Annotated in this window: 25 protein-coding genes; 18 read left to right on the top strand and 7 right to left on the bottom strand. The window is 43.2% G+C overall.

Annotation, left to right across the window (positions count from 1 at the left end; all coding sequences use genetic code 11):
• The first annotated feature begins 66 nt into the window (after nt 1-66).
• Complete coding sequence (locus tag EJA10_RS13700; RefSeq protein WP_170169140.1) at nt 67-2,043, top strand: DUF4179 domain-containing protein; 1,977 nt, start codon at nt 67-69, stop codon at nt 2,041-2,043.
• Nucleotides 2,044-2,222: 179 nt separating this feature from the next.
• Complete coding sequence (gene yiaA, locus EJA10_RS13695) at nt 2,223-2,693, top strand: inner membrane protein YiaA (RefSeq protein ID WP_125480554.1); 471 nt, start codon at nt 2,223-2,225, stop codon at nt 2,691-2,693.
• A 111-nt stretch (nt 2,694-2,804) separates the two neighbouring features.
• On the opposite strand, the gene EJA10_RS13690 is transcribed toward yiaA, so the two are convergent.
• On the bottom strand, nt 2,805-3,662 hold the full coding sequence (locus tag EJA10_RS13690; protein ID WP_170169139.1) for an STAS domain-containing protein: 858 nt from the start codon (nt 3,660-3,662) through the stop codon (nt 2,805-2,807).
• Nucleotides 3,663-3,871: 209 nt separating this feature from the next.
• Between EJA10_RS13690 and EJA10_RS13685 the strand changes: the two genes are divergently transcribed.
• The 8 genes from EJA10_RS13685 (at nt 3,872) to EJA10_RS13650 (ending at nt 10,477) form a co-directional block, all read left to right on the top strand.
• Complete coding sequence (locus tag EJA10_RS13685; protein WP_125480552.1) at nt 3,872-4,594, top strand: sulfite exporter TauE/SafE family protein; 723 nt, start codon at nt 3,872-3,874, stop codon at nt 4,592-4,594.
• 108 nt (nt 4,595-4,702) lie between these two features.
• Entirely contained in the window at nt 4,703-5,479 is a 777-nt protein-coding gene (locus tag EJA10_RS13680) for an ABC transporter ATP-binding protein (RefSeq protein WP_425462094.1), read from the top strand.
• Between the two features lie 3 nt (nt 5,480-5,482).
• Entirely contained in the window at nt 5,483-7,093 is a 1,611-nt protein-coding gene (locus tag EJA10_RS13675; RefSeq protein ID WP_125480550.1) for a hypothetical protein, read from the top strand.
• Between the two features lie 121 nt (nt 7,094-7,214).
• Nucleotides 7,215-7,403, top strand: coding sequence for a DUF4017 family protein (locus EJA10_RS13670; RefSeq protein WP_125480549.1), 189 nt, complete (start codon nt 7,215-7,217; stop codon nt 7,401-7,403).
• Nucleotides 7,404-7,421: 18 nt separating this feature from the next.
• Nucleotides 7,422-7,832, top strand: a complete 411-nt coding sequence (locus tag EJA10_RS13665) for a DUF3139 domain-containing protein (protein WP_125480548.1) — start codon at nt 7,422-7,424, stop codon at nt 7,830-7,832.
• Between the two features lie 144 nt (nt 7,833-7,976).
• Nucleotides 7,977-8,543 (top strand): TetR/AcrR family transcriptional regulator, encoded by a 567-nt coding sequence (locus tag EJA10_RS13660; RefSeq protein ID WP_125480547.1) that lies wholly within the window; start codon nt 7,977-7,979, stop codon nt 8,541-8,543.
• Between the two features lie 72 nt (nt 8,544-8,615).
• Entirely contained in the window at nt 8,616-9,461 is an 846-nt protein-coding gene (locus EJA10_RS13655) for an SDR family oxidoreductase (protein ID WP_125480546.1), read from the top strand.
• 143 nt (nt 9,462-9,604) lie between these two features.
• Nucleotides 9,605-10,477 (top strand): AraC family transcriptional regulator, encoded by an 873-nt coding sequence (locus EJA10_RS13650; protein ID WP_125480545.1) that lies wholly within the window; start codon nt 9,605-9,607, stop codon nt 10,475-10,477.
• A gap of 66 nt (nt 10,478-10,543) precedes the next feature.
• Here EJA10_RS13650 and EJA10_RS13645 read toward each other — a convergent pair whose 3' ends face one another.
• Together EJA10_RS13645 and EJA10_RS13640 are read right to left on the bottom strand one after the other, a co-directional pair.
• The gene (locus EJA10_RS13645; RefSeq protein ID WP_125480544.1) at nt 10,544-10,984 is read right to left on the bottom strand and encodes a YtoQ family protein; all 441 of its coding nucleotides are present in this window, start codon (nt 10,982-10,984) and stop codon (nt 10,544-10,546) included.
• Between the two features lie 127 nt (nt 10,985-11,111).
• Nucleotides 11,112-11,999 carry a DUF3994 domain-containing protein gene (locus tag EJA10_RS13640; protein ID WP_125480543.1) on the bottom strand — a complete coding sequence of 296 codons (888 nt, stop codon included), beginning with the start codon at nt 11,997-11,999 and terminating at the stop codon, nt 11,112-11,114.
• 461 nt (nt 12,000-12,460) lie between these two features.
• Here EJA10_RS13640 and EJA10_RS13635 point away from each other — a divergent pair, with 461 nt between their 5' ends.
• The 7 genes from EJA10_RS13635 (at nt 12,461) to EJA10_RS13610 (ending at nt 18,984) form a co-directional block, all read left to right on the top strand.
• The gene (locus tag EJA10_RS13635) at nt 12,461-13,543 is read left to right on the top strand and encodes an AI-2E family transporter (protein ID WP_125480542.1); all 1,083 of its coding nucleotides are present in this window, start codon (nt 12,461-12,463) and stop codon (nt 13,541-13,543) included.
• Between the two features lie 215 nt (nt 13,544-13,758).
• Entirely contained in the window at nt 13,759-14,484 is a 726-nt protein-coding gene (locus EJA10_RS13630) for a YwaF family protein (RefSeq protein WP_125480541.1), read from the top strand.
• Nucleotides 14,485-14,706: 222 nt separating this feature from the next.
• Nucleotides 14,707-15,567 carry an AraC family transcriptional regulator gene (locus EJA10_RS13625; protein WP_125480540.1) on the top strand — a complete coding sequence of 287 codons (861 nt, stop codon included), beginning with the start codon at nt 14,707-14,709 and terminating at the stop codon, nt 15,565-15,567.
• 162 nt (nt 15,568-15,729) lie between these two features.
• A complete protein-coding gene (locus tag EJA10_RS13620) occupies nt 15,730-16,206 on the top strand; it encodes a 2-thiouracil desulfurase family protein (RefSeq protein WP_125480539.1) in 477 nt (158 codons plus the stop codon).
• A 96-nt stretch (nt 16,207-16,302) separates the two neighbouring features.
• Nucleotides 16,303-16,953, top strand: a complete 651-nt coding sequence (locus EJA10_RS13615; RefSeq protein ID WP_125480589.1) for an HAD family hydrolase — start codon at nt 16,303-16,305, stop codon at nt 16,951-16,953.
• Between the two features lie 753 nt (nt 16,954-17,706).
• Entirely contained in the window at nt 17,707-17,859 is a 153-nt protein-coding gene (locus tag EJA10_RS23395; RefSeq protein WP_170169138.1) for a hypothetical protein, read from the top strand.
• Between the two features lie 486 nt (nt 17,860-18,345).
• Nucleotides 18,346-18,984, top strand: coding sequence for a uridine kinase family protein (locus EJA10_RS13610; RefSeq protein ID WP_125480538.1), 639 nt, complete (start codon nt 18,346-18,348; stop codon nt 18,982-18,984).
• Nucleotides 18,985-19,037: 53 nt separating this feature from the next.
• Here the strand turns inward: EJA10_RS13610 and EJA10_RS13605 are convergent, their stop codons facing one another.
• From EJA10_RS13605 to EJA10_RS13595, 3 genes are all read right to left on the bottom strand, one after another.
• A complete protein-coding gene (locus EJA10_RS13605) occupies nt 19,038-19,175 on the bottom strand; it encodes a YvrJ family protein (protein ID WP_125480588.1) in 138 nt (45 codons plus the stop codon).
• A 74-nt stretch (nt 19,176-19,249) separates the two neighbouring features.
• Nucleotides 19,250-19,468 (bottom strand): DUF2922 domain-containing protein, encoded by a 219-nt coding sequence (locus EJA10_RS13600; protein WP_125480537.1) that lies wholly within the window; start codon nt 19,466-19,468, stop codon nt 19,250-19,252.
• A 36-nt stretch (nt 19,469-19,504) separates the two neighbouring features.
• A complete protein-coding gene (locus tag EJA10_RS13595; RefSeq protein ID WP_125480536.1) occupies nt 19,505-19,720 on the bottom strand; it encodes a DUF1659 domain-containing protein in 216 nt (71 codons plus the stop codon).
• Between the two features lie 123 nt (nt 19,721-19,843).
• Here EJA10_RS13595 and EJA10_RS13590 point away from each other — a divergent pair, with 123 nt between their 5' ends.
• Nucleotides 19,844-20,368 (top strand): hypothetical protein, encoded by a 525-nt coding sequence (locus tag EJA10_RS13590; protein WP_125480535.1) that lies wholly within the window; start codon nt 19,844-19,846, stop codon nt 20,366-20,368.
• Nucleotides 20,369-20,427: 59 nt separating this feature from the next.
• Here EJA10_RS13590 and EJA10_RS13585 read toward each other — a convergent pair whose 3' ends face one another.
• A complete protein-coding gene (locus EJA10_RS13585; RefSeq protein WP_125480534.1) occupies nt 20,428-20,925 on the bottom strand; it encodes a DUF2269 family protein in 498 nt (165 codons plus the stop codon).
• Nucleotides 20,926-20,941: the final 16 nt, after the last annotated feature.

Genomic DNA, 20,941 nt, shown 5'->3' with positions numbered 1-20,941 from the left:
TAGATGATTCCGGCGAAAATGGATTATGTTGCATTGGCTTCTTTGCGTGGGCAGGGGGTTGGGTCTGTGGTTGATTGGTTTGGGGGGCGGTTGGGTTCTTTTTATCGTCTGGGTTGGTTTTATCTGGGGGATCCGCAGCGGGTGGAGGAGCTTTTTTATCGGTCGATTGTGCGGGTGCACAGGGAGTTGCCTCGTTTTAAAAATGATGTTTCGTTCGATTTGTGGGTGACTTCGGTTTTCATTGAAAATTGCCGGGTGCTTTCGCTAGATGGTGGCAAACAGGATTCGAAGCTGCACATAGCATTGGAGAATCTGGAAAGTGCAGAAAAAGAGGCGTTCCTGCTTACATATGTAAAGGGATTTTCCCACGAGGAAACCGAGTATATTCTACGAGGGTCGACGGAAAAGGTGAAGGAGCTTCTTTTCACCGCGATTCAAACCGTCAGGCAACAATTGGACGGAGGAACCTATCTTGGCTGCGGGAAGTATCGTAAGCACTACCTCGACTACCTGGAGAAATCCATGGACCGTCCGAAGAAGATTGAGTTTGAGAAGCATCTTTACCATTGCTATGATTGCCAGGATGATCTGGCCAGTTTTCAGGATGTTACGGTCAGCTTGATGGACGAATCCAGATGGGATGTTGATGTACCTGACCGGGCTAATTTTATGGAGAATGTCCAAAAGAGGCTGACAGAGAAAGATGAGCATAGTAAGCGGAAGAAGAAAAAACGTCTTAGAATGGGCCTTGTTTTTACCAGTGTATTCGCCGTTATCTTCGGGCTGGCTTTCATTACAGGCGCTTTTCATTACGCCTACTATGGATTAACAGAAGAAGACGAGGCGTTGCGGGTTTATTTACAAAAAGGCCTGGGGGAAAGAGTGAACCTGGAAGCTGAAAACAATGGGGTGAAGGTCAAAATCACCGGGGTGGTCGCAGATGAAGTTCAGACGCTTGTTTTTTATAAAATTGAAGATACCAGTGAAGACAGCCAATATTTTATGAATTATGAGGATGGCCTTTATGTGGAAAATGAAAATGAAATCATGAGCCATGAAACCTATCCGGGATTTATTCTTCCTGATCTCGAGACGAACATGAATAAAAGAGAAAGCAATGTGTACTACGGAAAGGTGGCTCTGCGACCGCTCAGAGAAGAGAACGGGACTATGAAAATCAGAGCCTCGAAACTCACAAAACTAATGCCTGCAGATCCCTCTGTATCATTTTTATTTAATCAGGAGCTTAATTATAAAAATGGTGAGTGGGTCTTCGAGGTCCCAGTGACCAAACGCCCTTCGATTGAATATGTCTTGAATGGACAAACGGAAATAGAAGGGGTTCCAGTGCGGTTTGAGAAATTGATTCTTGCTCCTACCGCTACGATTTTAAGATTTGGAATTCAAGCAGAAAAGCCAGAACGAAGGCTGGACTTTGTTAATTTAGGCGACTTGGAAGTGAATGATAAAACATTCAAGGCGGACCGATATAGCGGTGCCCATACGTATTTACAGCCAGCTGGGAATTGGAATCCTTTTCAGACACATTATGGATCGCTTTTCGGCGAAAAGCCAAAGGAGGTCAAGGTGCGTTTTGAATCTGCTTATTTTACATTCGAAGACGATAAGGTCATCGAACTGGATGTCAATCAGGAGTATCCTCAGACATTTGAATACGCAGGAAGCACCATCAGTATTGATAAAATTGAGGTGGGGCGAACGACCAGCTTTGTCATAAGCAATCACGACGTTCAGAATCGCGGATACGAATCTCTTCATTTAAATTTAATAGGTGAAAATGAGCAAGATATCCAGGAGATGCAAATGTATGGGAAGAGTATAATCGTGGACAAAAACGGAGTCGAATACGACACGGAAAAAATCGGGCCACTCGACTTCGAAAAAATCGAACAACCGCGTCACTTCTTGATAGATCAAACCATCAAACTAAGCGGCGACAACCCGATTCCAAAAAAACTCATCATCTCAGGCTATAACACAATGAAATACCTGGACCAGGAAGTGAAATTGACGGTGCAGTGAAACACGGGGACGGTTCTCCTGTTTTTCCAAAAACAGGAGAACCGTCCCTCTGTTTTCTGGAAATAAGAACAAATTCATCTATTATTTGTAAATACTTTATGTATAATGTATTTAGGTATAATCACGTGACTGATTCAGTGATGTTATACATATGTTTAAAGGGTGGAGGCGAGGCGTTTATGTCTAATGAGCATGAGGTTTTATTGAATAATGGGGAGCAGGGCAAGCCGAAGGTAAGGGTGGAAAGGAAAGAGGGGGAACCTACTTCGGCCTTTAAGGGTGCTTCATGGGGAGCGCTGCTTGTTGGTGTTTCAGGATATCTGATCGGGCTGTTCAATGCTGGGATGGAACTGAACGAAAAAGGGTATTATTTTGCCGTTCTGATCTTCGGTCTTTATGCTGCCGTTTCTTTGCAAAAAGCTGTACGTGATAAGGAAGAGGGCATACCAGTTACAGGCATTTACTATGGCATCAGCTGGTTTGCGCTTATCGTATCGATTTCCTTGATGGCTATTGGACTGTACAATGCAGGCAGCATCATTCTAAGTGAAAAAGGCTTCTACGCTATGTCATTCGTACTCAGTGTTTTCGCAGCCATAACCGTTCAGAAAAACATCAGAGATACACAAAAAGCAAGAGAAAGAGACTGAATGAATAATAAGTGCGCCGATCCTGAGAGGATTTGGCGCACTTTTTTTGAAACACGGGGACGGTTCTCCTGTTTTTCCAAAAACAGGAGAACCGTCCCTCTGTTTTTCCGTTTAATGAATATCTGAAATGAGGATTTTATTAGCTTTTAAGGCTTGCTTTAAGTTCGCCTGGGTTGGAATCTTGTTGAAATTAATTCCTAGTTGGACGGCTGTCTGGGCTATTTCTGGCCGGATTCCGCTGATATGTACATTTACTCCAATTAGCTTTAAAATGTCGGTTATTTGGAATAACTGGTTTGCTACCATGGTATCTATGATGGACACACCTGATAAATCAATAAAAAGATGTGTTAAATGATAATCTTTGCTTTGCATCAATACAGATTCTGTAATGTACCTCGCCCGCTGAGTATCAATTTCCCCTATAAGCGGCAGTACCCCTATGGTATCTGAAAGTGGAATGATCGGGACGCTCAATTCATTGATCAATTCACTTTGAACGGAAAGTCTGCCGCTGTAATAAGTAAAATATTGTTCAGCGAAAGTTCCTATAACTGTATCGAATGTGGAATGGATCAAAGAACTCCAATGAAAAATGTCTGACTCGGAAATTTCCCCTTTATGCTTTGAAACAAACTCACGAATATGGTCCCAAAAAATACCTCTAAATATCTTGAATTGGTGAATGACTTCGTGAATGGGAGTCCTGGTTTCTACACGGTCCAACGCAACGGTTTGTGCCCATGCTTTAATCTCTTGATTAACTGTGTCCTCGCTTGCAATGAGTACATTGGCTACCGTCCGGATAAAAAGACCATTTTGCTCCCTTAATCGGCCTTCAGCTTGATGATTATCGCAAGAGTATACACTTGATGGGGTGTTGGCTCTCGTGCTTAACCATTTATCAGTGAGAATCGAGGGGTCTTCAGTAATAAAATCATAGAGTTTCTTATTAATAGTTATATTCATTTTTCCTCCTCCATTGCTAGAATATCTCACGTTCCATAACTTAGTTAAGTTAAATATAAAGAATTGGTAATATAAAAGCAATTTTAAGTATATGCGGGATTGGGTATTTTTCATGCTATCAATAACTTTTTCTTATGTATTATGATTTAAAACATTAAATTTTCTTATCAACTCACCAGCCATATAATTAAGTTAGGAGGTGTAAGAATATGGATTATGTCATTCTTTTTTTAATCGGGGTTTTTGCAACTGCGATTGGGACGATAGCTGGAGGCGGGGGATTAGTTAATCTGCCTGCGATGCTTCTCTTAGGGATTCCCGTGCATTCAGCGATTGCCGCGAATAAAGTCTCGAATACGATCAGTTCTTTTTCTAGCTTTTATTATCTCTATAAAGAAAAGAAATTGACTCTGAGGGAGTCGTTTTGGATTATTCCTGTAAGCTTGATTGGCGGAATTAGCGGTGGGTTTATTGCCTTAAAAATATCAAGTGAAGATATGTATGTTGTTGCGATTGGCCTGCTGATTTTTGCTTTCATTGCTTCTTTTATAGGGAAGGGGGATTTCTCCGGCGATGAGCGAATGAAGGTAAATGGTAAAAGCGTGACCGGCTTATATGCCATCGGGATTTATGACGGGCTCTTTGGGCCGGGTCAAGGTACGCTCATGTTTTATTTATTTGGTTATTTAAAAATTGGTTACATCCGGGCGGTGGGATACGTCCGCCTTGCAACGTTTTCAAGCTGTTTCGGCGCGGCCATTACCTATATATCCACCGGCACGGTGATCTGGCCAGTAACCATCGCTCTCATGCTCGGCTCTTTGACCGGAGCACAAATCGGCGTCCGGCTAGCCAGCAAACTCCAGCCTCGCTTCGTAAAACCAATCCTAAGGGTCATGACCATCGCATTAGTCGTGCAAATGCTTGTGTGAAACACGGGGACGGTTCTCCTGTTTTTCCAAAAACAGGAGAACCGTCCCTCTGTTTTGTGTTAACATGATAATATGGTATTTTAACCCATTTTTACAAGAGGGGGCTATGTGTTGGAAGTGTTATCGATTACTGATTTAAGGAAGTCCTATGGGGGCAAGGCGGTGCTTACGGGGGTGGATTTAAAGGTTAATAAGGGTGAGATTATTGGATATATAGGGCCGAATGGGGCTGGGAAGAGTACGACGGTGAAGCTGATGCTTGGGCTGGAGGGCGGTTATTCTGGCAAAATCGAGATTTTCGGAGAAGACATCGCCACGCAGGGTGAGGGCTACAAGAAAAGGATCGGCTATATTCCGGAGACGGCGGAGATGTATGATTCGCTTACGGCGCAGGAGTATTTGACGTTTGTGGCGGAGCTGTACGGGATGGATTATGATGATGCGGACCGGAAGGCGAAGGCGATGCTCGAGGTGTTCGGCATGGGGGATTCCTATCATTCTCGCATTTCTTCTTTTTCGAAGGGCATGAAGCAGAAGACGCTGATTGTTTCGAGCTTTCTTCATGATCCGGATCTGCTGTTCCTTGATGAGCCGCTGACGGGACTCGATGCGAATAGTGTGATGGTTTTCAAAGAGATTCTCGCCAGATTCGCGGCGGAAGGAAAGACGATTTTCTATTCGTCCCATATCATGGATGTCGTCGAGAAGATCAGCAATCGCATCGTCCTGTTGCACGGCGGCTACATTGTAGCCAATGGCAGTTTTGAAGAATTGAAGAGTCAGAGCCAGGAGGGGACGCTGGAAAACATCTTCAACCAGATGACAGGGTTTCATGAGCATCAGGAACGGGCGGCGGAATTCGTCTCGATTGTTAAGGAGGGGTGACGGGTGGACCAATTTTTCATTTTAAGACTGCTCGACCTCTTTCAGCCCCTCTTTGAAAAATTAGGGATTGAATACAAGACGATGCGGCGGATTCTCCAGGTCAAATTGACGATGGACCAGCGCCGGAAGCCGACGGTTTTTCAGCAATCCGGGAATAAGAAAGACAAACCGGAGAAAAATGAGTTTTTCAAATCATTATGGATTTACGCTTTATTCGGGTTGATGCTCATCCCATTCTTATTTTTCAAGGATACATACCTTTTTCAAGTGTCGATCCTGTTCAGCATCTTCATGTTCATCGTCATGACGACGCTGATTTCCGATTTTTCATCAGTGCTCCTTGACCTGCGCGATAAAAGCGTGCTGTCGACGAAGCCGGTGAACTCGAAGACGGTGAGCATGGCGAAGCTGCTCCATGTGACCATCTACATGCTGTACATCACGCTTGCGATTACGCTGATCCCATTGATTGTCAGCCTGTTCGTCAAGGGATTCCTGTTCTTCTTGCTGTTGTTGGGTACATTCGTGCTGGCCGACATCTTCATCATTGCGTTCACAGCATTATTATATCTGTTCATCCTCCGATTTTTCGATGGCGAAAAGCTGAAGGATATCATCAACTATGTACAAATTGCCCTGTCGATTGCGATGATGGTTGGATACCAGGTGGTCATTCGGTCGTTTGAATTCGTGGATTTGACTTATCAGTTTGATTTTAGCTGGTGGCAGCTGCTGCTCCCGCCGCTGTGGTTTGGCGGACTGTTTGACCTTTTACTGGGGGGAAGGACGGCGACAGGAATCATCCTGCTGGCAGCATTTGCTGTGATTGGGCCGGTCGTTTCGATTGTCGTTTATTTAAAGATGATTCCTGATTTTGAACGGAATCTGCAGAAGCTTTCCAGCCAATCTGGCAAAAAGAAGAGCAGCAGCAGGTGGAAGCTATTGCGGTCGGTGCCTTTCTTTGTATCGAAGGCAGAGCTGCAGTTTTTCCGTTTTGCCAGCAGGATGATGAAAAATGAGCGCGACTTCAAGCTGAAGGTCTACCCTTCACTCGGGTTTGCAATCGTGATCCCGTTCGTGTTCATGTTCAACAGCTATTCGTGGATGACTTTTGAGGAATTCACAGCCAGCCGGAACTATATGACGATTTATTCCGTCTTGCTTGTCATCCCTGCATCTGTGATGATGCTCGCGCATTCCGGCTCGTACAAGGGTAGCTGGGTATTTCAAGTGGCACCGGTGGCCAGCCTTGGAATCATCAACAAAGCAGCGTTAAAAGCGTTTCTGTTCCAGCTGTTCCTGCCGCTCTACCTGCTGGTATCAATAGTGTTCAGCATCCTGTTTGGAGTACGGATAATAGACGATCTGTTTGCCGCGCTGATCGCTGCATTAGTTTATACCGTCCTGTGCTTCCTGTTAGGGAAAAAAGAACTCGCATTCTCACAGCCATTCGACGCCGTCCAAAAAAGCGGAGACATTTCCGTCTTCCTGCTATTCCTGATCATCCCCATCCTCGTCGGCCTCCACTTCCTGGCACTGACATTGCCATACGGAGTGATTGGATATGCAATTGCATTATTCATAATCAATTTGGTGCTTTGGCGAAAGCTGTGAAACACGGGGACGGTTCTCCTGTTTTTCCAAAAACAGGAGAACTGTCCCCATGTTTTTTGTTTACTTATTTTTCTAAAAGGTGTAAAATTACACATATAGTAAAATAAAGGGGGCATCTTTTATGAAAAAGATATTGTTACCTATTGTGGCGTATTTGATTGTTTGTGTTCTTGTTGTGTTTATGCCTGCGTCGGAAGGATATAACACGGTTGGATGGAAGCTGTTCGTCGGGCAGGTTTATGCCATACCGGTGCTACTCATTGGAGTTGTGTGGGCGTTTTTTAGGTATAAAAGTAATGCCAGCCAATAGGTAAAGAGGAGATTTTTTATGAACAAGACTTGGATTATTCTTTTGGGGATTATCTTCATTGTCATTCCTGCTGGCTTCTTCTATGTCCTTAACTTCGGTAATCCAATCATTAGAGCATTAGCGGACCACAAAATTCCTGAGTACTTGCATGGAAAAGGGTATGAGGCAGATGAGATTCAGGAAATGAACTATGTGGAACCAAAACATCTGATTAACTCAGATGTATTTCATGGACACTACAAAGTGATCTTCAAAGATGAACCTGATCTTGTATACTATTATGGCATTGTAAAGAAAGACAGAAGCGTTAAGCAATTTTGCGAAAAAGAAATGCCGGTAGAAAAAAGCCTATTATCCAGTTACACAAAGCATAGTGAAAAAAGTTGCATTCAATCATTGGAGAATAGAGGACCTATAAAAAATAGCTAGTCCACTTTAAACTGGCTGTTTTTGCTTTAAAACAGAGGGACGGTTTTAGTGTTTTAAATAAAAACACTAGAACCGTCCCTCTGTTTCATGATAAAATTAATATATAGACCAATCGTTATAATGGCGAGGGAGTGGGGGAAATCGATGAGTGAGAAAGAAAGTTCACGGGATAAATTAATCAAGGCTGCCTCGCGGCTGTTTCAGCTGCAAGGGTACCATGGAACTGGTCTCAATCATATCTTAAAGGATAGCGGAGCTCCAAAAGGGTCTTTGTATTATCACTTTCCTAATGGCAAAGAACAGCTCGCTGTAGAGTCCGTGCAATTGACGGCTGAGTTAGTAAGAAGTGGCATTCAGAGAAGTATGGAACAAAAGGCAGATGCAGTTGAAGCTATCCAAGGCTTCATTTTGGACTTGGCAGGACGTTACCAAAATGACGGCAGCCATGAGGGAGTTCCAATTGCAGCTGTAGCTCTTGAAACGTCTCTGGTTAGTGAGCCAATCCGGGCAGCCTGCCAGGGCGGCTATGAAAGCTTTCAACAAGTCTTCGCCGAAAAATTGATCGAATCTGGCTATGAAGAAACCAGGGCAAGAGAATTGGGAATCGTCATCAATTCGATGATCGAGGGTGCCTTTCTGCTTTCGTTTACGATGGGAAGCAACGAACCGCTTTTATTGGCAGCAAAGAATGTCCCGGCACTATTGAGGTAACAGGTGCTTGCATTCTTTTTTATAAAAATTATATAGACTGGTCTACAAATCAAAAGAAGAGGCGGTATTCAAATGAGCATATTAGTCACAGGCTTTAATGGGAAGATTGGGCATGAAGTCGCCAGGAAATTAAGGGACAAACAAATACCGATAAAGTGCGCCGTTAGAAATGTAAATATCGCGAGGGAAAAACATGGGAGCGAATATGACTTTGTAGAGCTTGATTTTTCTAAACCTGATACATTTGAGGACGCGTTGGAAGGAATAGATGGGATTTTCCTTATGTATCCGCCTGGAGACAGTATTGAATTTGAGAAGTTTATCGCTTTGTTCCAGATAAAAGGAGGTCGCCATATTGTTTACCTTTCGGTTAAGGATGTACAATTCATGCCCTTCATACATCATTATAAAAATGAAAAGCTAATTAAAAAGTATAAAATCTCTTACACATTTTTGCGTGCAGGCTATTTTATGCAGAACCTGAATGATTTTTTGAAGGATGAACTAAAAGAACGAAAACGCATCTTTGTACCGGCAGGAAAAGGGAGAACGAGCTTTACCGATGCTAGGGATATTGCGGAAGTGGCAGCAATTGCATTAAGGAGACCAGAAGAACACAAAAATAAAAAGTACACGATAACTGGTGATGTGGCTTTGGATTTTTACGAAGTGGCCGAAATGATGACAGAAATTTTGAACATGAAGGTTGAGTACACAAATCCTGCAATAAGAGAATTCAAGGATCACATGACTTCAACTGGAAGTGACCAAAGTTTTATAAATGTAGTCGCAGGAATTCATATACCGACTAAATTTGGGCTTGCAAAAGGCATAAAGGATGACTTTGAAAAACTTACAGGCAGAAAGCCATCCAGCATGAGACAGTATATTGAGGATTATAAAGAATCTTGGATGTGAAACAGGGGGAAACAGAGGGACGGTTCTCCTGTTTCTGGAAAAACAGGAGAACCGTCCCCGTGTTATAACCCTGCAATGTTGTGCATGAATTGTCGGGTGAGTTGTTTCAGGTCTTGGTATTGTATGTTCAAGGGGGTTGTGGCATGGATATGCTGAAGAGTATGAATCAGGCGATGAGTTTTATTGAGGATAATTTGACCGAAAAGATTAATTTTAGTGAAGTAGCGAGGCGGGCGTATTGTTCGGAGTACCATTTCAAAAGAATGTTCTCATTCCTCGCTGGCATTCCGCTTTCTGAATATATCCGCAGGAGACGGCTAACGCTGGCGGCCTTTGAATTGAAGGATCCCGAAGCTAAAGTGATTGATGTGGCGATGAAGTATGGCTACAGTTCTCCGGATTCTTTTACAAGGGCGTTCCAGGGCTTGCATGGCATTCCACCATCGGAAGCGAGAAATCATGGCCATTCCTTAAAGGCGTATCCGCCAATGACCTTCCAGTTGACAATAATGGGAGGATTTGAAATGAATTACAGAATAGAAGAGAAAGGCGCGTTTCGCATTGTGGCCCTTAAGAAAAGAGTTCCGTTGGTCTTTCACGGTGTGAATCCGGAGATTGCTGAGATGTGGAAGAGCTTGAATGGAGAAATGATCCAGGAGCTTAAGGGCCTTTCGGATACAGACCCAAAGGGCTTGATTAGTGCCTCCACTAACTTCTCGGAAGGCAGGATGGAAGGGAAAGGGGAGCTTGACCATTACATCGGCACAGCGACCACCAGGGTGGCGCCGGATCATTTTACAACTCTCAAGGTTGCGCCAACCACCTGGGCAGTCTTCGAAGCAGTCGGCCCATTCCCGGAAACCCTCCAAAATGTATGGGGACGCATCTATTCCGAATGGTTCCCATCCGCAAGCTATGAGCAAGTAGAAGGGCCAGAAATCTTGTGGAATGAAAACAAAGACACAACATCCCCACAGTTCAAGAGCGAAATTTGGATCCCGGTGAGGAAAAGATAAACGGAGGGAAAACAGGGGGACGGTTCTAGTGTTTTGAAACGAAAACACTAGAACCGTCCCTGCGTTTTACTCGTAAATATACCTGATAACATCTAATGCCTGTTCAACGGTTTCTACGGTTACGTTTGCTTTGTTGGATAGTTCTTTTAATGGGTGAATCAGGGATTGTGGTCTAATGATGATGGTGGGTTTGTTCATGGCGATGGCGATGCTGGCGTCCATCGCTGTGTTCCACTGTTTGTATTTTTCACCGAACAGGGCGATGACGATGTCGGATTTTTGCAGTAAAACCTGCGTTCTGAAGTTGTTGATATCAGAGGCCGCATCATCCTTGTAGAGGTTACCGGGCTGCGTGCCAAGGATTTCCTCGCCGATCTGGTCGGAGCGATCGTGGTTGGTTTGAGGGCCAACAAACGTCAAAGGTAACTCCAGTTCCTTTGCTTTCTTTGCCACCTGGTCCCGCCAATCATCATGAATCTGTCCCGCCAAATAAACCGTTAATTCCATTCAAAATCCCTCCAATTTGTATGTACTTGTATACTAATCATATAAAACTCCGCTGGGAATTAAAAGGAATTGAAACAGAGGGACGGTTCTCCTGTTTTTGGAAAAACACAAGAACCGTCCCTGTGATTTAGTCCATTTTTACATAGAGAAATTCATTGAGAGACTCTACATCCAATAGCCTCATTTGTCCATCCTTAAAGGACTGGATGCCCATGATGGCAGTTTTTCGGAAATCGGTTAATGTTTTTCCGCCGGAAACGGCTTCATCATTCGTAAAGTACAGAGCGCCTTTTTCGTGATCGTATTTCCATGTACCAGTAAACAAATCATCCTTAGAAGGGTACGTGCCATTGGAATAACCTTCATAGCTGCCATCTTGATGTAAAACAATCGAAGGAGTGGAGCCCTCAGGCCCCCATTTCCCGACTAATTCCTTCCCGTCTTCAGAGATATTGGCCCATACTGAATCGCGGTCGATGCCGGCTGCTGCATCAAGAGCTTTCAAGTCCTTGGCTGTGATCGTTCCATCTCCGATCGGGAGAAGATCCTGCAGCTCGTAGTATGCCGCCACCCAAAGGTCGAAGCCTTCTTTGATGGGCTCATTTCCCTGCTTCCAAAGCTTATCATCTCGCTTCTCAATCGATTGGCGAATCAGGGCAATACCCTCGTCGTAATGTTTCATAGCTGAAAGGTATTGATCATGGACTTCCTTATACTTATCCGGAGCGATAATCGATTTATAACCGTTAACCGTTTTTTCGATAAAATCGACTTTTTCAATCAGGCGCTTCTCCCGGCTTTTGTCATTGGGATCCTCCTGTGCAACCGAATTAAGGTCTTTGAAGCCTTGGTCCAAGGACTTGTTCAACTCTTCGATTTTATTCGGATATTCTTCCTCAGAAATTTCCACTGGTTCAACTTTAAGTGGCTCCTTCTTTTCAGCGGTCGGCTCAGCGCTGCAGCCTGCAATGATGAGCATTGCCAACAAAGATAGGCCCATAAGCTTGATTTTCATTCTTTGACTACCTCCGTTATATGTAAAAATTCAGACCGTACTTTTTTGATATTAAGAGTTTAGGAAAAATATGTAAAGTAAAGATGGTGTGATTTCCAGTTTTTGAGACTTTTATACTATGAAGACAATATTACTAAGGTGCGAGTGAGGGGGAGTTTTACGGCATTTCAAAAGGGCGGATGCAAGTTGTGTAATACACATATCAAGCAATCAGCAGGTTAAATGTTTTAATATCCAATAAAGAAGTTTTATAGACAACCAAGCGAGCGTTGGTTTCAAAATGGTTTTAAGCTCAATTGGAATCCTGAACGCGAGAAACGTCCCATGTGTTCGTGATATGTTAAAAACAGGAGAACCGTCCCTCTGTGTTCGTGAACTGCCAAAAACAGGAGAACCGTCCCTCTGTTTTACCTTGCCTTGTTCGGGTAAGGTCTAATAGATGACAGTTGTCGGGGGTTTTTATGTTGTGGATTAATAAGCCATTTTTTCAGTATGCTACTGGGGCTTTGATCGTGGTGGTCACGCTTTATTATTTAGGTAAGATTGGATACATTGTGAATCCGTTGCAGGAGTTTATTGCGACGATTTTTTTTCCTTTGATTTTGTCTGGGTTATTCTATTATTTGCTCCGTCCGGTTGTCCATTTTTTGTCTAGGTTCCTTTCCAGGGCATGGAGTGTCATCGTTTTGTTTATTGTACTGGCAGCGGGTGGGTTTGCAGCGATTTATTTTGGCGGCTCCGTGCTGGCTTCGCAGATGAAGGATCTTACAGAGGATTTCCCTGAACGCGTTACCGAGCTTTCGAGTCAGCCTGGGGAAATTCTTGAAAGCTATAATATTAGCTTTATTGAAGATGCAGATTTAGAGGAAAAAGCAGTTAATTATATCAGTTCCATTTTCGAAAATACAGGAGAGACAATCTTTGGGATCTTAAACGCGGTCACCAATGTTGCAGTGATTTTGGTCGTGGTTCCATTTTTATTATTCTTCCTGCTGAGGGATGAGGGGAAAATAAAGGCGAGTTTCCAAAAAATGATTCCTGCAGGATATGAAGAAGAGGGAAATGAAATTTTGGAAGATGTCGATCAAACATTATCCACTTATGTGATTGGTCAATTTCTGGTTGCTGTTAGTGTCGGTGTGCTGATGTATATAGGCTTTTGGGTGATCGGCATCGAATATCGGCTGGCACTGGCGCTATTTCCGCTGATCCTCGAAATCATTCCCTTTTTTGGCCCGATTTTGGGAATCATACCTGCGTTGCTCGTCGCCCTGCTTGATAGTCCGGGAATGGTAGTGAAAGTCATTATCCTGACGCTGATCGTTCAGCAGCTCCAAAGCAATCTGATTTCCCCATACATCATGGGGAAGAAGCTTCATCTCCATCCAGCGATCGTCATTTTGCTGCTTCTGGTAGGAGGCTCGCTTTATGGTTTCGTTGGCATTCTGATTGCTGTCCCTCTGTACTCAGTCTTGAGGGTGCTGATTAAGGACTTTTGGAAAATATACAAACTGAGAAAACGTGAAGATAAAATTATTACTTGATATGGAATGGTACTCTTGTGTTTGATGCAAGGGGACCATTCCTTTTTTTTATTGAGTGGCATCTGTCTCTTAGTGTCTTGGCGAAAAAAGTGGATGCTGTGTTGAATTTCCAAAAACAGGAGAACCGTCCCCGTGTTCCGGACATGTTTCTAAATCCCTATTCCTCGAATACATTTATTGGTAACAGGTTTTTGCGTGGAGAGGGGGGATTCATCTTGTTTTCTGTTACGGGGATGCAGGGCTTTGTGTTGTTTTCGCCGAGTCATTTGTTTACGCTTGGTTTGTTCTTTGCTGTTTGTCTGGCTCTGGTGCTTTTTCGCGAAAGGCTTATGCCTTATAAAAATATTTTAAAATGGTCGATTTTCTGGACGTTGGTGGTGTGTGAGGTGTCGGCCCAGTCGTGGCTGATTTTGACGGGGCAATGGGAAATTGGCGATTTGCCTTTGCACCTCTGTTCGATGAGTTCGTTCCTGGCGATTTACATTTTCCTGAAAAAGAGTGTGAAAGGCTTTTATGTTCTGTACTTCATCGGCACCCTGCCGGCCATTTTGGCCATGGTCACACCTGAAATGTCCTATGTTTTTCCTCATTTCCACTATATCGAGTACTTCCTTCACCATTCTGCCATCCCGATCGCCGCGTTGTATTTCATCCTTTTCGAAGGCTACAGAGTTCCCCGGAAAGCCATTCTGTTCACTTTTCTCGTCGTCAATCTCGCGGCTGTGCCAATCTTCTTTTTTAACCTGCTCTTCGATACGAACTACTTTTACCTGGCAAGTCCGACCGAATCGAAAACCATCCTATCGTTCTTCGGCAGCGGAATTCTCTACTATCTCAACCTTGAAGCAGCGGCACTGATTGTCTTCAGCATCACGTACGCACCGATGTGGCAGCTGATCAAAATGGAAAATCGCCGTAAGTTGAAGGCGATTTATAAATAAAACAGAGGGACGGTTCTCGTGTTTTTCCAAAAACAGGAGAACCGTCCCTCTGTTTCTTCATGATGATTATCATGAATCTCGGCATCTCCCGAGTCTTTTTCATGACAAAAAGAAGGGAAAGCGATGTTTAGTGGCTAATGTTACATACTGACAAAAGTGAGCAGAAAATGACCGGAGTATGAATGGGATCCTTGATAGGATGATGATAAGGGAGTGAGTCATATGGCGTGGATAGAGGCGTTGCAGCGGGCGATTGATTATATGGAGGAGCATTTGCTGGAGGACATCACAATTGAAGAGATTGCGAGAGTAGCGAATTCATCACCCTTTCATTTTCAGCGCACGTTTTCCATTTTGACGGACAGTTCCGTCAGCGAATACATGAGACGGAGGCGATTGACGCTGGCGGCTCATGAGCTGGGCAGCACGGACGTGAAAATCATTGATCTTGCGCTGAAATATGGCTACGATACTCCCGAAGCTTTTACGAAGGCTTTCCGCAGGCAGCATGGCATTTCGCCAAGTGAAGCGCGGAAGTTCGCGGGGAAGCTGAATTCATATGGCCGCCTGGGAATCCAGGTGAGTTTGAAAGGAGTCGAACCGATGCAGTACAGAGTGGTGGAGTTGGAAGCTTTTGAAGTGATTGGTGTGAAAGAATCATTTTCTTATGCCAATGGAGAAAACACGGCCGGCATTCCAAAAATGTGGGGCAAAGCGAATCACGATGGCACGAGCGACTTTTTGCTTTGCAATAACAATGGAACGGTAAAAGGATTGCTTGGGGTCTGTGTGGACCAAAGCAAGGTAAAGGAAAAGCAGATGGATTATTGGGTGGCGGCAGCCTGCGATGGTGAAACACCTGATGGTTATTCGAAAATGGAGATACCGGCATCCAGATGGGCAATCTTCGAGGTCCATGGCCCGATGCCAGATGCGATTCAAAAGGTATGGAAGCAAATCTTCACCGAATGGTTCCCGGCCAATGGATATCAACATGCCGGCACTCCAGATCTCGAAGTGTACACAGCCGGAAACCCGACGGACCCGGACTATTACTCCGAAGTGTGGATACCGGTGAAATAAAAAACAGAGGGACGGTTCTCGTGTTTTTCCAAAAACAGGAGAACCGTCCCCGTGTTTTAATCAAACGTTTGATTAAATTGATATGAAGCTTGATATCAGTGCGTTTTTACAACTATATGGGCAGTCCTGCATTGGGCTGTTTCTTTTATAGGGGGGAGTAAGATGATATTGGTTAGTTCTTGTTTAGCGGGGTTGGAGGTAAGGTATAACGGGACACATTGTTTAAACAGTAAGATCCGGCAGATGATCGCTGAGAATAAAGCGGTTGCTGTGTGCCCTGAATTGCTTGGCGGTTTTTCGACTCCAAGGGAACCTGCCGAGATTGTAGGCGGTGACGGGAATGATGTTCTGGACATGAAAGCCAAAGTCATTGAAAGGTCGGGAAGAGATGTTACAGAGTTATATATAAAGGGAGCTTACAATACTCTGCGAATCGCTCAAGAGCTCCAGGTCGATACGGTGGTACTTAAGGAGTTCAGCCCGTCCTGCGGAAGTTCCAGTATTTATAATGGGGAATTTCAGGGTAAAAAAATCTCGGGAGATGGGGTTAACGCTGCTTTATTAAAAAGAAATGGAATCAAGGTCGTTTCAGAAGCAGGGCTTGCTGGATTGTTGTTAATGGTGCATAAGGGCAGGTGAGTAATTTAATTAAATAGATCACGCTTATTCAGGTAGGATTTCCTTACTTTTTATGGAATACATAGTTTGTAAAAGAAAAAATGGGATGTGATTGAGATTAAAGCAGTTATTTTTGACTTTGATGGAACTCTGGCTGATACTTTGCCGGTGTGTTTCGAGGCATTTGAAACGGTATTCAAAAACTTTGATAATCGAGTGGTAACAACAGAAGAGATCAAGGCTATGTTCGGGCCCTCGGAGACTGGGATTATCCGTGAAAACTTAAAGAATAGTAAATTGGATCAAGCGATTGAATTATATTATCAAGTCTATAAAGAACGACACGATCTCGTTCAAAATAATGAGGAAATCAGCGCATTGCTGGGACAATTAAAAACAAATGGATATCAACTTGGAATCGTCACCGGAAAAGCAAGAAGGAGTCTTGATATATCTTTGGATTGTCTTGGATTAAATAATATCTTTGATGTGATTATCACAGGCGATGACGTGGAGTTTCCAAAACCCCATCCAGAAGGTATAATCAAAGCGTTAGACGTTCTGAACGTGTCGCACAATGAGGCGGTCTTCCTGGGAGACAGTGATGCAGATATTATGGCTGGGAACCAAGCGGGAGTGCATACAATCGGAGTACATTGGCTGCCAAATTATCAGACAAGTGAGTTTACCCTTCAACCGAATCAAGTATTTAGCAACATCAATGACCTCCTTCCCTCCCTCTTGGAAACTAAGGTGAAAAGTGTTTGATTTAAGAACTGGAGTGGCTTATGTCAACTAATGTATGCTTTTTGTTGGCTGCCACAAAGCACATTTGTTTGTATTGTATAAGCAGCAGCATTTCTGTGAAAAAATAAGTCATAACCAATATAGACAGCGTTGATCCAGGTCGGGTTAACGCATTTTTGTGTTGTTTTCTTGTTAGACACTCATCAAACGGTTTTATTAAGGGAGCAGTAAAAATGGGCAGATATCTAATAGGTATTATCATGATTCTTTCAAGGATTCTTCTGATAATCATGACACAAGGTAAAGAAATCCAAGAAGTTGAGCAATCTTGGTGATCGCTTATTCATTTCTGGTATTCGGCTTTATTTACATAGTGGTTAAAGTAATAACCAGGCGATAAGCGGTTTTCTTTTAAAAAGAAAGCTGAAGATCGTCAGCCGATCTGCAAATGAAGCAATAGACATGATTGTGTCCCAATAGGAAGGAGCTGCCTTTAATTGAACCAATATTTCTATATACTAATCCTATCTTTAATCTTCTTTGTAGGGATGTCAGCTTACCTATTTCGTCTCATCAGGAAAAAAGAAGAGCGGGGATTCTTATAAAATACCAGTAAAAGATGGATTTATCCTGGTCTTGTTTATTTTTCTATCAGGGTCAGTGTTTATTTATACTTTATTTGATTTGCCCAATGTCTTGTCTAATAAAACGGAACAATATAAAGGGAACTGTGAGATTTCGATATTTGAATCTTCTAAGGGAGGGCACACTTCAGTGGATTTAGGAGAACGAATAATAACCTTCTCTGAGAATTACCAGGGGATAGAGGAAGGGAGTTACTTCTGTGAAGTCGAATACTATCCAGGAACTGAAATGGGTAAGTCATTGAAGGTTCATGAATTGAGAGGTGGAAGCGAGGGGAAGTAAGGGGAAGCAACGTCTTGGTTTAGGAGGAGATAAATAGATGGGTAAAGTTTTCTTTTCGGTTTTTTTAATACTTTTGGGGATATTTTGCATATGAATGGCCATTTTCAGTAAAAAAAGGACCTCAAGGAGTTTGGGCCGGGTATACCAACGAATGCATTTGAGGTTATCCTACTAATCATTTATAAACTTACTCCGTCTATAGTAAGAAGAATATTTATATTCTTGTTAGGGATAGGTATTGAAGCTGTTGCTTTTATCTTTTTATTACGTTAGCTCTCATAAAAAGTTTAAAAAGCCACCCAACAAATATGTGTACCACTTGTGAAGGAAAAAGAAGATAGTGAATTTGGCAAGTTCATTTGGGTTGAGGATCCAGAAGGCAGACTTGTGAGCTGTGGGAGAAATAAATTCTTAGTTTGTTGGGCAGACTGGCTTTTTTTTGTTCAGCAAAGCAAAGAAGGAATAATAGCGGAAGCAGGAGAGAATATGGATAAGGTTTTACAAGAGATTGCTAATATGATTAATCGTACCGATAAAAGAGTCGTCGTCGGGATTTCCGGGCATGGAGGATCGGGAAAAACGACGTTTGCATATAATCTTATGAAGTTCCTGCAACCTGCAGAGGTGAATTATATGAATACAGATTCCTATATTGTAGGTTCGAATCTTAGAAAGTTCACTTCAATTGAATATGAATATAAGAATGAACTCCATCATGATAAAATGACGGCTTGTCATCCGGCTGCTCATAATATACTTGCTCTTGAAAGAGATGTACATATGCTAAGGGATGGGGTTGATTTTTATACAATAGGGACCCATTATTCAAAGAGTGAGTTACTATCCTCAGATAAAAAAATCAATATTGTAGAAGGCATGAGCATGGCTTTTACAAATCCCGATTTATATGATTATAAAATATACTTATATACTGATGGAGAAACCGAGTTGGTGAGAAGGAGCAGCCGTGATGTTTCCGAAAGAGGAAGCGATCTTGGGTATTTAAGAAAATCCCATGACCAGCGCAGAATCCAGTATGAGGTATTCATGCATCCTTATCATCAAAACTTTGATATCGTCATTAAAAATTCCAACGAAGATTATACCGTGGAAAAATGGAGTTGAAACAGAGGGACGGTTCTCGTGTTTTACGAAACACAAGAACCGTCCCTCTGTTTTTATTCCTGCATTCTGGCGGGAAGGCTTTGGATGGATTGGACGACTGTGTCGAGCTTCGCCTCGATGCGGTGAAGCAGGTACAGGGTCACGACTATCGGGAATCCTACCTCGCTGATGAAGGGAATCAGCTGTTCCATGTGCATTTCCTCCTTTATTTTATGGAATAGATTTAATAAAAGCCGGTCTCGTTAAGAAGACCGGCTCTGGTTCTTTACACTAGTTCGTAATCGGATACGTTGCGTTCGACGACGCGTGCGCTGTGAACGGCAACGATGGTGCCATTCGTTGGCAGGAACGCATTGGAAGCGATGATTTGCTCCATTGCTAGCTTAACCGCTGCGGGATCAACCGGTTCCTTCGGGCTGTCAACCGTCAGTTTAGCGTACTTGCCAAGGTCGGTCGTGAATTGCAACTCAAGTGTTTTTGCCATGTTTTTCACCTCCTATCAAATTAGTAGAATGGCAGATTAGATGATATCGAAGCTGTCATTACGCTCGACTGAACTCAGCATGTAATCGCTAAGACCGCCAAGAGCGATCGCTGCCTGCTGAAGCTGTTCAGCAGTCGCTTCCTTCCTTACATTTCGGTATGTCTTGGCTTTGTAGATCGTTTCGCCATCGCCGTCCATCCCCGCATCAAACATCAATTTCACATTCGAACCCTTTAAGATTGCCGCTGCCATTTGCCTCACCTCCTTTCACCTTCTATATACAGATGGGGAGGGGAAAAGGACATGGGGGAGAAAAAATTCTTGTTAACTATTGTGGGATTCCTATAATATGGAAAAGGGGAATGGGGGATTTGAGTGGGGAAAATAAAGAGAAGAATGCAGAAGCCAACTGTTAAGAAGCATGGTAGTGAGTATTTGAAAATGGCCTTTGGGGATGAGTATTATTTTAACGAGAAAAAAGTAAACTTTACATATGCCTGGAAACATCCGATTTTAACTTGCTTTATGGGGATTAAGTATATCTTCCCTAACTTTTATATGATGACCACACATTCCTATATGAAGGCGTACGGATGGGGATTGTATACCTGGGTGCTCTATTTGCAAATTGTCTTGCTGTTCAACTGCAGTACAATTATCGGATTTTTTATCCATAGAAAGTTCCCGTTTGAGGCAACCAGTGACGGATTAGCCTTTTTATTCGCAGGACCTTTCCTCATCATGTTTACCATCTTCTCCGCCTGCAGGCTGGTCATTTTCATCCTGGAAGTGATCCGGCTGTTCAAGGAAGATAGTAAACTACTATATGGTTTAAGTGCCATCATGTTTTACGGAGTCATCCTTATGTTAGCAGCCGGCATGGTGTTGGGGGAGAAATAGAGTGAAACAGAGGGACGGTTCTCCTGTTTTTGGAAAAACACAAGAACCGTCCCTCTGTTTTAAGCCTTCTTCTTCCTCCATGGTCTTATAAAGGAAATAATAAAAATGAAGATAGTGACGGCGATTTGGAAGTAGACTGCGAGTTGCCTGGTTTCGTGGTTTTGAATGAACACGGGGTTATTTAGAGCGGCTTCTTTTTGTGCTTCCAATAGCTCCATGTTTTCCATCATCAGCTCGTCCACGATAAAAATGCCGACAAATGTTTGGATGAGATATAGAATGAATTTCACGCCTACCCATCGGTGCTTGAAAAAGCCCCAATTTGTGAAGAATCCGTATGTGAATCCGACGAGCAGCGTTCCGATGGCGCCCCAGCGGACAATCTGGTCACTGACGGTGACGATGTTTTTATAGCCGAGATAGGCCTCGTCATACCGAGTGAAATCAATGTGGAGATTTAACGCCACCGAACTCAATATTCCTCCAAAGAATAAGACCACCAGAAATACGTGAATCATTTTCAGCCATTTCATACCCTTAGGTCCGATTTTCCTCATGTTGATTCCTCCAACT

Source organism: Mesobacillus subterraneus (genome assembly GCF_003937825.1).
Lineage (GTDB): Bacteria > Bacillota > Bacilli > Bacillales > Cytobacillaceae > Mesobacillus > Mesobacillus subterraneus.
Note: the sequence above shows the minus strand (reverse complement) of the source record. Positions and strands in the feature narration are given on the sequence as shown.